The 12,408-nt window shown below is 74.4% G+C and carries 9 protein-coding genes; 5 read left to right on the top strand and 4 right to left on the bottom strand.

Annotated elements, in window-relative coordinates:
* Positions 1-110 precede the first annotated feature (110 nt).
* Positions 111-845, top strand: coding sequence for a hypothetical protein (locus tag NX794_RS31235; RefSeq protein ID WP_258782912.1), 735 nt, complete (start codon positions 111-113; stop codon positions 843-845).
* On the opposite strand, the gene NX794_RS31230 is transcribed toward NX794_RS31235, so the two are convergent.
* Together NX794_RS31230 and NX794_RS31225 are read right to left on the bottom strand one after the other, a co-directional pair.
* Positions 823-2,448, bottom strand: a complete 1,626-nt coding sequence (locus tag NX794_RS31230) for an AMP-binding protein (RefSeq protein WP_258782911.1) — start codon at positions 2,446-2,448, stop codon at positions 823-825. The genes NX794_RS31235 and NX794_RS31230 overlap by 23 nt on opposite strands.
* Positions 2,445-4,118 carry an AMP-binding protein gene (locus NX794_RS31225; RefSeq protein ID WP_258782910.1) on the bottom strand — a complete coding sequence of 558 codons (1,674 nt, stop codon included), beginning with the start codon at positions 4,116-4,118 and terminating at the stop codon, positions 2,445-2,447. The genes NX794_RS31230 and NX794_RS31225 overlap by 4 nt, the downstream gene beginning before the upstream one ends.
* 113 nt (positions 4,119-4,231) lie before the next feature.
* On the opposite strand from NX794_RS31225, the gene NX794_RS31220 reads away from it, so the two are divergent.
* The 3 genes from NX794_RS31220 to NX794_RS31210 all read left to right on the top strand — a co-directional run bounded on the left by NX794_RS31220 (position 4,232) and on the right by NX794_RS31210 (position 9,085).
* Positions 4,232-5,062: a helix-turn-helix transcriptional regulator gene (locus NX794_RS31220; RefSeq protein ID WP_258782909.1), complete on the top strand. Its 831-nt coding sequence runs from the start codon at positions 4,232-4,234 to the stop codon at positions 5,060-5,062.
* 182 nt (positions 5,063-5,244) lie between these two features.
* Positions 5,245-8,091 carry a helix-turn-helix transcriptional regulator gene (locus NX794_RS31215; RefSeq protein ID WP_258782908.1) on the top strand — a complete coding sequence of 949 codons (2,847 nt, stop codon included), beginning with the start codon at positions 5,245-5,247 and terminating at the stop codon, positions 8,089-8,091.
* A 202-nt stretch (positions 8,092-8,293) separates the two neighbouring features.
* Entirely contained in the window at positions 8,294-9,085 is a 792-nt protein-coding gene (locus NX794_RS31210) for a S1 family peptidase (protein ID WP_258782907.1), read from the top strand.
* 127 nt (positions 9,086-9,212) lie between these two features.
* On the opposite strand, the gene NX794_RS31205 is transcribed toward NX794_RS31210, so the two are convergent.
* Both NX794_RS31205 and NX794_RS31200 read right to left on the bottom strand, forming a co-directional pair.
* Positions 9,213-10,349, bottom strand: a complete 1,137-nt coding sequence (locus tag NX794_RS31205) for a hypothetical protein (RefSeq protein WP_258782906.1) — start codon at positions 10,347-10,349, stop codon at positions 9,213-9,215.
* Between the two features lie 67 nt (positions 10,350-10,416).
* Positions 10,417-10,716: a hypothetical protein gene (locus NX794_RS31200; RefSeq protein ID WP_258782905.1), complete on the bottom strand. Its 300-nt coding sequence runs from the start codon at positions 10,714-10,716 to the stop codon at positions 10,417-10,419.
* Positions 10,717-10,866: 150 nt separating this feature from the next.
* On the opposite strand from NX794_RS31200, the gene NX794_RS31195 reads away from it, so the two are divergent.
* On the top strand, positions 10,867-12,399 hold the full coding sequence (locus tag NX794_RS31195; RefSeq protein ID WP_258782904.1) for a helix-turn-helix domain-containing protein: 1,533 nt from the start codon (positions 10,867-10,869) through the stop codon (positions 12,397-12,399).
* Positions 12,400-12,408 lie beyond the last annotated feature (9 nt).

Genomic DNA, 12,408 nt, shown 5'->3' with positions numbered 1-12,408 from the left:
GGAGGACAGGCGGGGTGCCCGAGGGGGACGATGGGGCCTGCCCCGAGACGGGTCCGTCCCGGGACCACCGCCCCGACGCGGCGCCCGGGAGGGCGTCATCTGGAGGGACCATGCAGGGGTACACGCCCGAGCGCGTGCCGGTGCGCTGCCCGGCCTGCCTGCGCGAGCACGTCTACACCGCGCGGCCGTACCCGTGCGTGTGCGGCGCGCCGGCCGCGCCCCGGCTGGACCCGGCCGGGACGCCGGAGGTCGCCGCGCACCGCGCCTGGGACGACGAGTGGCTCACCGTGCCGTGCGCGGTCTGCGAGCGGCGCAACCAGTGGCCGCGTCCGGAGCTGGGCTGCCCGTGCGGCACGGTGCTGCGGGTGCCGGTGCGCGCGACGCAGACGGCACCGGCGCTCCCGGAGGCCGTCTCCGCTCCCCCGGCCCCCGCCGCGCCCCGGCCGCCCTTCCAGCCCCGGGCCATCCGCACCGCGCGGGACGCCGTCACCGCCGCCGCGCTCTATCTGCGCTGGCTCGGCTACGGCGACCTGCGCCGGGCCGGCCAGCGGCCGGTCAACGGCATCGGGCTGGCCGCGCCGGGACTGGTCGCCCAGGTGGACCCGACGGTGCGGCCGGCCGCGCCGCGGGACGTGGAGTGCCTATGGCTGACGGCGATGACGGAGTCCGCCGACTGCGTGTACTTCTCCCTCGCCGGCTACGGCGACGACGCCCGCGGCCGCGCGACGGCGCTCGGCGTCCCGCTGTTCGTCCTCGACCTCGCGGGCGTTCCGGGGCCGGTGAACGACGCGGCCGAGACCCTGCACACCGCGGGCGCGCCCGTCACCCCTGGTACTTCTCCCTGAGTTCGATCTTGCGCACCTTCCCGGACACCGTCATCGGGAAGGCGTCGAGGAGGGTGAGCCGGCTGGGGACCTTGTAGTGGGCGAGCCGGCCCGCGCAGTAGGCGCGCAGCTCCTCCAGGGTGAGCGGGTCGGCCACGTCCAGCGGGATGACGCAGGCGAGCACCTCCTCGCCGTACCGCTCGTGCGGCACCCCGACGACCTGGACGTCCCGGATCTTCGGGTGGCCGTACAGGAACTCCTCGATCTCGCGCGGGTAGATGTTCTCGCCGCCCCGGATGATCATGTCCTTGATGCGGCCGACGATCTCGACGTAGCCGTCCGGGCGCAGCACCGCGAGGTCCCCGGTGTGCATCCAGCGGCCCGCGTCGACGGCCTCGGCGGTCTTCTCCGGCTCGTCCCAGTAGCCGAGCATCACGCTGTAGCCACGGGTGCACAACTCCCCCGCCGCGCCTCGGGGTCGGGTGACGCCGGTGGCCGGGTCGACGACCTTCACCTCCAGGTGCGGCAGGACCCGGCCGACGGTGGCGGTGCGGTGTTCCAGGTCGTCCTCGATCCGGGTCTGCAAGGACACCGGCGACGTCTCGGTCATGCCGTAGCAGATGGAGACCTCCGCCATGTGCATCTCGGCGACGACCCGTTTCATCACCTCCACCGGGCAGGGCGAGCCCGCCATGATGCCGGTGCGCAGGGTGGACAGGTCGTAGGCGGCGAAGTCGGGGAGGTTCAGTTCGGCGATGAACATGGTCGGGACGCCGTACAGGGAGGTGCAGCGCTCGCGCTGGACGGCCTCCAGGGTGGCCGCCGGCTCGAAGGACGGGGCCGGGATCACGACGCAGGCGCCGTGCGAGGTGGCCGCCAGGTTGCCCATGACCATGCCGAAGCAGTGGTAGAAGGGGACCGGGACGCAGATCCGGTCCCGCTCCGTGTAGGCGATCGACTCCCCCACGAAATAGCCGTTGTTGAGGATGTTGTGGTGGGAGAGGGTGGCGCCCTTCGGGAAGCCGGTCGTGCCCGAGGTGTACTGGATGTTGATGGGGTCGTCGCAGGACAACGACGCCTCGCGGGCGGTCAGTTCGTCCCGGGTGACCCGCGTGGCCCGCGCCGTGAACTCCGCCCAGCCGGGGTCTCCGATATAGACGGTCTCCGTCAACCGCGGGCAGCGGAGCCGGACTTCCTCGATCATCGCCCGGTAGTCGCTGCTCTTGTGGCGCACCGAGGCGAACAGCAGGGAGATCCCGGCCTGCTTGAGGACGAACTCCACCTCGTGCGTGCGGTACGCCGGGTTGATGTTGACCATGATCGCGCCGACCCGGGCGGTGGCGTACTGCACCAGCACCCATTCGGCGCAGTTCACGGCCCAGATGCCCACCCGGTCGCCCTTGGCGATGCCGCTCGCGAGCAGGGCACACGCCAACTCGTCCACATCGGCGACGAATCGGGCGTAGGTCCAGCGGCGGCCGGAGGGCACGTCGACCAGGGCCTCGCGGTCCGGCCAGGCGGCCACGGCCCGGTCCAGGTTGCCGCCGATGGTGTCGCCGAGCAGGGCGGTGGTGCCCGTCCCGTGGCTGTACGACGGCTGGGTGGACGACGGCTCCGCGCTCACCGGAAGTCCTCCTCGCGGTACTCGTCGGCCGAGCCCTCGGCCGTGGCCTCGCGCAGCTCGACACGGCGGATCTTGCCGGAGACGGTCTTGGGCAGCGGGCCGAACTCCAGGCGGCGGATGCGCTTGTAGGGGGCGAGCACCCGGCGGGAGTGCTCGAAGAGGGTCTTCGCGGTGTCGGGTCCGGGCTCGTGGCCCTCGGCGAGGACCACGTACGCCTTGGGCACCGCGAGCCGCAGCTCGTCCGGCGCGGGCACCACGGCCGCCTCCGCGACCGCCTCGTGCTCCAGCAGCGCGCTCTCCAGCTCGAACGGGCTGATCTTGTAGTCCGAGGCCTTGAAGACGTCGTCGGCGCGGCCGACGTAGGTCAGATAGCCGTCCTCGTCGCGGGCGGCGATGTCGCCGGTGCGGTAGTAGCCGCCGGCCATCGCCTCGGCCGTGCGGTCCGGGTCGCCGTGGTAGCCGGTCATCAGGCCGACCGGGCGTTCGGAGAGGTCGAGGGCGATCTCGCCCTCGGTGGCGCCGGGCGCGCCGGAGACCGGGTCGAGGAGTTCGACGCGGTAGCCGGGGCTGGGCCGGCCCATCGAGCCGGTCTTCAGCACCTGGCCAGGGCTGTTGGCGACCTGCACGGCCGTCTCGGTCTGTCCGAAGCCGTCCCGGACGGTGCGGCCCCAGGCCTGCCGCACCCGCTCGATGACCTCGGGGTTGAGCGGCTCGCCCGCGGCCACCACCTCGCGCGGCGGGGTGGCGAGGCGGCCCAGGTCGGCCTGGATGAGCATCCGCCAGACGGTCGGCGGGGCGCAGAAGGCGGTGACGCCGGCCCGGTCCATCTCGGCCATCAGCCGGGTCGCGTCGAAGCGCGTGTAGTTGAAGACAAAGACGGTGGCCTCGGCGTTCCACGGCGCGAACAGGTTGGACCAGGCGTGCTTGGCCCAGCCGGGCGAGGAGATGTTCAGGTGGACGTCGCCGGGCTTGAGGCCGATCCAGTACATGGTGGCCAGATGGCCGATCGGGTACGAGGTGTGGGTGTGCTCGACCAGCTTGGGGCGGGCGGTCGTCCCGGAGGTGAAGTAGAGCATCAGCGGGTCGTCGGCCAGGGTGGGGCCGTCGGGCAGGAACTCGGCGGGGGCGGCGTAGACGTCCTCGTACGGCTCCCAGCCCTCCTCGGGGAGTCCGCCGACCGCGATCCTGGTGTAGGTGCCGGGCACCTCGGCGAACTTGGCGGTGTCCTCGGCCCGCGCGATGACGTGTTTGACCCGGCCGCGCTCGACGCGGTCGCGGAGGTCGGCCGGGCCGAGCAGCGGGGTGGCCGGGATGACGACCGCGCGCAGCTTCATCGCGGCCAGCGCGGTCTCCCACAGCTCGGCCTGGTTGCCGAGCATGACCAGGATCCGGTCCTCGGCGCCGACCCCGCGCTCGCGCAGCCAGTGGGCGGCCCGGTTGGAGCGTTCGGCCAGCTCCGCGAAGGACAGCCGGGTCTCGGTGCCGTCCTCCTCGACGATGTGCAGGGCGGTCCGGTCGTTGCCGTAGGCGATCACGTCGAACCAGTCCAGGGCCCAGTTGAAGTGCTCGGGCCGGGGCCACCGGAACCCCGCACAGGCGCCGGCATGGTCCTCGCGGTGCGCCAGCAGGAAGTCCCGTGCGGTCCTGAAGGCGTCGGTCGCCGTCGTCATCCGTCCTCCAAACGTTCCCGGCCATTGCCGGGCGGCTCTCTGGCATCGTCTAATCCGTGATGCAGGTCTCACTACCCCCGAACGGGGGTGTGGGTGACCGAAGGGGCGGACTCGTGACGGCACAGGCGGTGGGAACGGTCGAGATCGGCGGCGCGCTGGCCCGGCTGCGGCGCGCGACCGGGCTGCCGGTCGCCTTCGGCGGGCTGCTGGAACCGGGCCGGCCGCGGATCCGGATCAGCGAGCTGAGCGGGACGACGACGCCCGCCCTGCGCGCGCTCGCGGTGACCTCGGGCAATGGCCTCGGCGGCAAGGCGGTGGCGCTGGCCCGGCCGTGCGCGGTGACCGACTACTCCGTCTCCCGGCAGATCAGCCATGAGTACGACGTACCGGTGGCCGCCGAGGGCATCCGCGCGGTGCTGGCGGTGCCGGTGGTGGTGCGGCGGCGGGTGCGCGGGGTGCTGTACGGCGCGCTGCGCTCGGCCCAGCCGCTCGGTGACCGGACGCTGGGCGCGGCGGTGGCGGCGGCGCGGGACGTGGAACAGGCTCTGGTGGTGCGGGACGAGGCCGGGGGGCTGCTCGCGGCGGCGCGGGCGGAGCCGGCCGGAGGGCAGCGGGGTGCCGGGTGGGAGCAGGTGCGGGAGGCGCACGCCGCGCTGCGGGCGCTGGCGCCGCGGATCGCCGATCCCGGGCTGCGGGCCGAACTGCTGGCCGCCTGCGGGTTGCTGGCCCCTGCCCGGCCCGCGGACGGCGCGAGCCTGGCGCCGCGCGAGCTGGACGTGCTCTCCTGGGTGGCGGCGGGTGCCACCAACGCGGCCGTCGCCGAGCGGCTGGGGCTGCGCCCGGAGACGGTCAAGAGCTATCTGCGTTCGGCGATGCGGAAGCTGGGCGCGCACACCCGAGGGGAGGCGGTGACGGCGGCGCGCAGGGCGGGGCTGCTGCCTTAGCTCGGTACGGCGGGAACCGCTGCCGGGCGGGTGAGAGGCCGGTAAGGAAACCTGCCTATTCATGCGCCGGCGCTTTGAATTTGCCCATGCTTGCCCGTTTGTTATTTCCCTCACCACGGCTTCCGTCCGAATTTCAAGGATCGTTGCCTAGAATTTGGCCCGGACACGACACGAGGGGAGCGGTGACCGTGCGACGGGACCTCCAGGAGCCTGCCAGCTGCCGCCCCGACCTGGTCATCGGCCGCGAGGAGTTGTTCACCGGCGCCCGCGACCAACTGGCCTCCGGAGGCAGCGTCCTGCTGCACGGCCCGGCCGGAATAGGAAAGTCCACCGTCCTGCGGGCATTGACCGAGGAATACGCCGCCACCGCGCGCACCGTCCTGCGCTGCTCGGCGACCGAGTCCGAATCCCATCTCCCCTTCCTCGCCCTCGCCGATCTCCTCGGCCTGGTCCTGGACGAGGTCTCCCCGCGCCTGCCCGCCGCCCAGCGCACCGCCCTGGAGTCGGCGCTCACCGGCCGCGGCGAGTCCAGCCTGCAGCGCGACGGCCTCGCCCTGCGCCTCGCCGTCCTCTCCGCGCTGCGCGCCCTCGCCGTTCGGGGCCCGGTGCTGCTCGTCGCCGACGACCTCCAGTGGCTGGACCCGGCCAGCGCCGAACTCCTCGGCTTCGCCGCCCGCCGCCTGGAGGGCACCCCGGTCCAACTGCTGTGCGCGGTCCGCACGGAGGGTCAGGAGAGCCAGGAGTACGACCGCCATCTGCACGCCACCCCGCCCGGCACCCTCGCCGTCCGGCTCGGCCCGCTCTCCCGCGCCCAGGTCGCCCAGCTCCTCGACCACCGCGGCCACGGCGGCCTGCCCCGCTCCACGGTCCGCGAGATCCACCGCACCAGCGGCGGCAACCCGCTCTTCGCCCTGGAACTCGGCCGGGCCCTCGCCGAGAGCCCCACCCGGCCCCGCCCGGGCGAGCCGCTGCCCGTGCCCACCTCGCTGCGCGCGCTGGTGCTCAGCCGGCTCGACATGCTGTCCGTCGAGGCCCGCCGCACCCTGCTGGTGGCCAGCGCCGGCGCCCGCCCCACCCCGGCCCTGCTGCACGCGGCCGGCCGGGACAACGCCGAGGCGGAGTGCGCCCAGGCCGCCGAACTGGGGCTGCTGGCCACCGAGGCGGACGCCCCCGCCGTACGGTTCGCGCATCCCCTGATCTCCGCCGCGCTGTACGCCGAGGCGCCCGCGCACGAGCGGCGGGCCGCGCACGCGGCGCTGTCCACCGCCGCCTCCGACCCCATCGAACGCGCCCGCCACCTGGCCCTGGCCAGCACCGGCGCCGACCCGGAGGTCGCCGCCCGGCTCGCCGAGGCCGCCGCCCTCGCCCGCGACCGGGGCGCGCCCTCCGTCGCCGCCCAGCTCGGGCTGCTGGCCGCCCGGCACACCCCCGCCGACGGCGTGCCCGGCCCGGAGGAACGCCGGCTGGGGGCCGCCGAGGACGCCATCACCGCAGGCGAGGTGGACCTGGCCCGGGACATCGCCCGGGAGGTGCTCACCCGGGCGAGCGTGCCCGCCGAACGGGTGCGCGCCTGGATCGTCGTCATCGACACCGCCGGCCACACCATGGCCGAGGTCGACGCCGTCTTCCCGCAGGCCCTCGCCGACGCCGGCGACGACCCCCGGCTGCTCGCGCTGGTCCACTACCAGCTGGCCTGGCGGGCGCTGATCGTGGAGGGTGACTTCACCGAGGCCCGGGAGGCGGCCGCGCACGCCGCCGTGCTGGCGGCCCGGGGCGCGGACCGGCGCACCGAGCTGCTCGCGCTCGCCTTCCAGGCCCAGACCGAGACCCTGATGGGCCATCCGGAGGCACCCCGCACCATCAAACGCGCCCTGCGCGAACCCCAGGACCCGAAGGTGGCCTGGCATCACAACGGCGCGGGCAGTGCCCGGTTCCGCTGGCTGGTCATGGGCGACCAGCTCGCCGAGGCCCGCGCCACCGTCACCGCGCTGCTGCGCGAGGTGCGCCGGCGCGGCTCGGTGGAGAGCGAGGTGCACTTCCTGCGCGGGCTCGCGGAGACCGAGCTGCGTGCCGGGCACTGCGGGCGGGCCCTGGAGCTGGCCCGCGACGGCCTGCGGCTCGCCCGGGACTCCGGGATCGGCGAGACCGCCTCGGCGATGCTCACCTCACTGGCCGAGGCCTCCGGCGGCGATGTGGACCGCGCCCTGTCCCTGGCCCGGGAGGCGGTGCAGCACGCCGAGGAGGACGGCGACCAGATGTACCTGTCCAGAGCCCTGGGGGCCCTCGGGCACGCCCAGTTGGTCGCCGGGGACCCGGCGGGCACCGTCCGCTCGCTGCGCCGGGTGCGGGCGCTGGAGGCGGCGCTCGGCATCACCGACCCGGCCCGGGGCCGCTGGCAGGGCGACCTGGCCGAGGCGCTGGTCCGAACCGGTGAACCGGCCGAGGCGCAGGACGTCATCGACGTCAGCCGGGAGCACGCGCTGCGGCTCGGCCGGGAGAGCGTCCTCGCCGTCCTGGACCGCTCCGAGGCGCTGGTCCGCGCCGCCCAGGGCGACCTGGAGGCCGCCGTCGCCCAGCTGACGTCCGCTCAGGACCGGCTCGGCAAGCTCGGCTACGGCCTGGAGGAGGCGCGGGCGGCGTTCGCGCTGGCCCGGCTGCCCGGACGGCGGCCGGGACGGGGCGCGGGGACGGCACCCACCGGTGCCGCCGCGCTGGACGAGGCGGCCCGGATGTTCCGCCGCTGCCGGGCGCTGCCCTGGCTGCGCCAGGTGGAGGAGGCCCGCGCCACCCCCGTGCCCAGGCCGGTGCTCGCCGGGCCGGCGGCCCTGGACGCGCTGGACGCCCTCGCGGCGATGGAGCGTCAGGTCGCCGCCCTCGTCATGGAGGGCGCCACCAACCGGGAGATCGCGGCCCGGCTGTTCATCAGCGTGAAGACGGTGGAGGCGACCCTGACCCGGGTCTACCGCAAGCTGGGGATCCGGTCGCGCGTCGACATCGTCCGATTGGCGGCCGGTCGGCGCGCGGACTGAGCACGGCCCTTGTTAACTGGCTCGGACCGAGGGTTTTCCCTCACCCGGCCTCCTAGGGGGTTCCCTCATTGGGAGCCGAGGGTGCCGGGTCCTAGCGTAAGGGACGTGCCGCTCGCCCGGGCACACGGGGGTCGGTCCCACGGCCCCCGGCCCCCCACACCCGCGCGATCCCCCACCGGTGCAACCCCCACTGAGGAGACTCATGTTCGGGCCCAGACGTGCCAGGAAGACCGCCGCCGCCCTGCTGGCCACCACCGCCGCCGCGGCGACCGCGCTGCTCGCCTCCCCCACGGCGAACGCCGCGCCCCAGCCGATCGTCGGCGGTACGACGACCACGACCAGCTCGTACCCGTTCGTCATGCAGATCACGGACGCCTCCCAGAACCAGTTCTGCGGCGGCACCCTGGTGGCGCCCAAGAAGGTCGTGACGGCGGCGCACTGCATGGCCGGCGAGAGCACCGGCAGCGTCCGGGTGGTCGGCGGCCGGACCTATCTGAACGGCACCAACGGCACGGTGAGCAAGGTCAGCAAGATCTGGATCAACCCGGACTACACCGACGCCACCAACGGCGACGACGTGGCCGTGCTGACCCTCGCGACGTCGATGCCGTACGCGCCGGCGTCGTACGTCTCCTCCTCCCAGACGAGCGTGTACGCGGCCGGCACCACGGCCCGCATCCTCGGCTGGGGCACCACCTCGGAGAATGGCAGCTCCTCCAACCAGCTGCGGACCGCGACCGTTCCGATCGTGTCCGACTCCAGCTGCCGATCCTCCTACGGTTCGGACTTCGTCCAGACCGACATGGTGTGCGCCGGATACTCCTCCGGCGGCGTAGACACCTGCCAGGGCGACAGCGGCGGTCCCCTGCTCATCGGGGGCGTCCTGGCAGGGATCACTTCTTGGGGCGAGGGGTGCGCGGAGGCGGGCTACCCGGGTGTCTACACCCGGCTGACCACCTTCTCGAACCTGGTGACCGCGCAGGTCAACTCGTAGCCCGGAAGACCACCCGAGCACCCCTCGGGTAACTGCCAGGGGGGCGTTGCGAGCCACCACGAGCGGCCCGCAACGCCCCCCTCTCCACGTCCACCCCCGTGGGACGCGGAGCGCCCGCCGGCATCCCTCACCAACTGCCGGGCCCGTGCCGCCGTATCCAGCGCTGCTGGTCGTCGAAGGACAGGTGCGCGGACGAGACGCCGGTGCCGTGGTAGAACTCCAGGCCGGCGTCCCAGATGGCGCCGTACGCCGGGCCGTCCTCGTCGTGGGTGCCCAGTTCCCGCAGGCAGCGCGAGGCGCCGTACACCGGCCAGCCGCCCACCGGCAGGACGACGGCGGCCAGTTCCTCGGGGGAGACGCTCAGGTAGGGCTGGAGGCAGACGGTCCAGATGGGGGACGCGTCGAGCGTGCTGTCGGACCCCTTGGCGGTGTGCCGGCCGAGGATCTCCATCCGCAGCGGCGTCTCCGCGGGCAGCCCCCGGGGCGGCCGGGCCGCGTCCAGGGCGGCGAGGCGCTCCAGCGCGCGGGCGGCGGCCTCGTCGGGGTCCCGGCGGCCGGCCATGGTGTGCCGCAGCCGCTTCCAGGAGCGGTCGATGTCGGCGGTGACGACGCTCTCCATGACCGGGATGAACTCCTGGAGCAGCTCCCAGACGCCCTGCCGGTCCACGGGGACCGTCGCGGGAGCCTCCTCCAGGTAGAAGATCAGGGAGGCGGCGAGCATACGGGCCTCGGTGCGCTGGTCGTTGTCCTCCAGGTCGTCGTGGCGGACCGAGCGCCGCCACCGGCGCAGCACACCGGCGGCGGTCCCCCACTCGCCCGCCGCGCCCAGCAGCCGCACCAGATGGAAGAGCTGGTCGTACCCCTCGGCGCGGCCCGTGGCCCGGCCGGCGTCGAGCAGGTCGGCGAGCCGCGTCGCGATCGCGGGCACCCGGTCGGCGTGCCCGTTCCGCAGGGCCTCGTCGGCGGCCCACAGCAGGTCCTCGGCGCGGGCCCGGTCCGGGTCGCCCCAGTCCGGGGAGCCGCCCAGCCGGGCGTCGAGTTCCACCCGCTTCGCCGCGTGCTGCCAGGGTTCGGCCAGCGAGAAGGTGACGACGGCGGTGCCGCACCCGGGGCAGGTGCGCGGCCAGCGGTCCGCCGGGTGGTCGGGGCCGCCCCGCCCGCACTCGTCCCAGGGGCAGATCCAGCGCCGGCCCACGCCGCCCGGGGGCGGCTGGTATCCGTGGCGGGTCGGTGGCAGGGCCTTGCGCCGTGTGAACAGTCCCATGGGTGCCTCTCGTGCGCTCGTCGGCGGTCGTGGTGGGGCCGGGCGGGGGCCGGCGGGGGTGGCGCGGCTACCGCCGTACGGGCGTGTCCTCGTCCGTCATGTGGCGCCCCCGCACGATCCGGCCGCTGCGGCTGTCGTGCGGGACGCCCCAGCGCGAGGCCGGCTTGCCGGTGGCCAGCCAGTACGCGAGCACCGCTTCCCACACGAAGGCCTTCAGGAAGGTGGTGACGAACCACTCGGGGCTTATCAGGATGATCCGCGCCGGCAGCCCGTGCCATCCCGAGTAGCCGGTCCGGTGGGTGAGCACCCACACCGACACGATGGCGCCCAGTACGTGCAGCAGCCCGATCACAGCGCCGAAGCTCATGGCCCGGCTCCTTCCGCTCAGTTCCGAACTCTCGTGCGTACGCGCCCCTTTGGAGATCGCGAGTGCCCCCAAGGATGAGGGAACGGGCCGCTCGGGAGTCGTCATTTCTGTACGCTTTTGTCATCAGATCTGTTCGGCCCGGGGGGCGCGTTGACGTATGCATCCGGCGAGTTGAGAACCGCCGCGGACACGATGCGCGGGCTGCGCAGACAACTGGAGGAACGGCAGGGGCCGGTCACCGACGAGGCGCTGGCCCGGCAGCTGGGCATCAGCACCGGGGCGCTGCGCAGCTACGCCGTCGGCCGGACGATGATCAAGCCGACCGTGCTCAGAGCGCTCGCCGAACTCGCCGGGGCGCAGGTGTCCCGGGTGTACGCCGAGATGGGCTGGCTGCCCCCGCACGAGGTCCCGGCCGTACGGCAGTCGGACCTGCCGGAGCAGTTGCGGGCCGCGCGGGCGGCCGTGGCGAAGCTGAGCGAGAGCCTGGACGGGCTGGCGTCCGAGGACACCGGGCGCGCCCCGCTGCTGGCGGCCTCGGCGGTGCTGGGCGACGAACAGGTGGCCGGGCGCTTCCAGGTACGGCTGCACGCGCTGCGGTCGGGTGAGCGGTGCCCCGTACCGACCACGCTGATCGCGGAGTTCACACCCGACGACGACGCCCGGCCGCTGCGCGCGGGCGAACTGGCCGCCCGCGCGCTCGGGTTGGGGTCACCACGGACTTTCGGCATCACCCCGGACACCGACGACGGTGACCCGGCGATCCTCCGGCACCGGCTGTTCCAGGCGGAGTTGGAGGTCGCGACCACCGACGCGCTGTCCCGGGCGGGCGACTTCAGCTGGCAGGGCGAGCCGGGGACGACGCTGTGGCGCTCGGTGTGCCGGCGCTGGCCGACCCATCTGCTCGTCCAGCACGTGCTGACCGGGCAGCCGTTCGCGGAGCGGCTGCCCTGGACCTCGGCGGACGGCCTGCCGGTCGTGGTGATCGGCGCGGACTACTCGATCGGCCCGGTCGCCGCCCTGCTGGCCGAGGCGCTGGGCTGGCGCTACGTACCGGTCACCTCGGCCACGGCGTTCGACGCCGGGCGTCTCGTCCGCTCTCCGGCGCTGGCCCCGGCGATCCGGCGCCGGCAGGGCTGGGGCGCCGCCGCGCGCCGGGCGGGCGTCCTGGCCGAACCCGCCGACCCCTGGCCCGTGGTGCTGCTCGTCCGGCCGTACGTCTTCGGCGACCAGGACGCCTACGACGGTGCCACCCGGCAACTGCTGCGCGACATCCGCGCCCACATCGTGTACGCCAGGCCCTCGCCCGCGCACCTCGACTGGTGGGCCCGCCGGCGGCAGCTCACCGCGCGCGAGACCCGGCCCGCGGACGCCTGGAAGGCCGGGCTGCGCCGGGCGCTGGACCGCGTGGAGGAGGTGCTGGAGCAGCGCGGCGCGGCGCTGGGACCGGATCACGACCTGCGGTTACGGCTCACCCCTCCGCCCGGGACGCCCGACGCGGCGGACCCGCACGTCCCGGACCAGCTGACGGACAGCCAGTTCGACTGCGGCGCCCTGTGCCTGGACTGGCTGGACCGGGTGGCGAACAAGGGGCGCCCGGCGCTGCGGCGTACGGTCCGGCCGTCCGCGCTCAGGGCCCGGCTGCCCCGCACGGACACCTCGGGCCGGACGGTCCGGCTCTGGTGAGCGGCGCGG

The organism is Streptomyces pyxinicus, assembly GCF_024753135.1.
Lineage (GTDB): Bacteria > Actinomycetota > Actinomycetes > Streptomycetales > Streptomycetaceae > Streptomyces > Streptomyces pyxinicus.
This window is presented reverse-complemented; position numbering and strand designations above follow the sequence as displayed.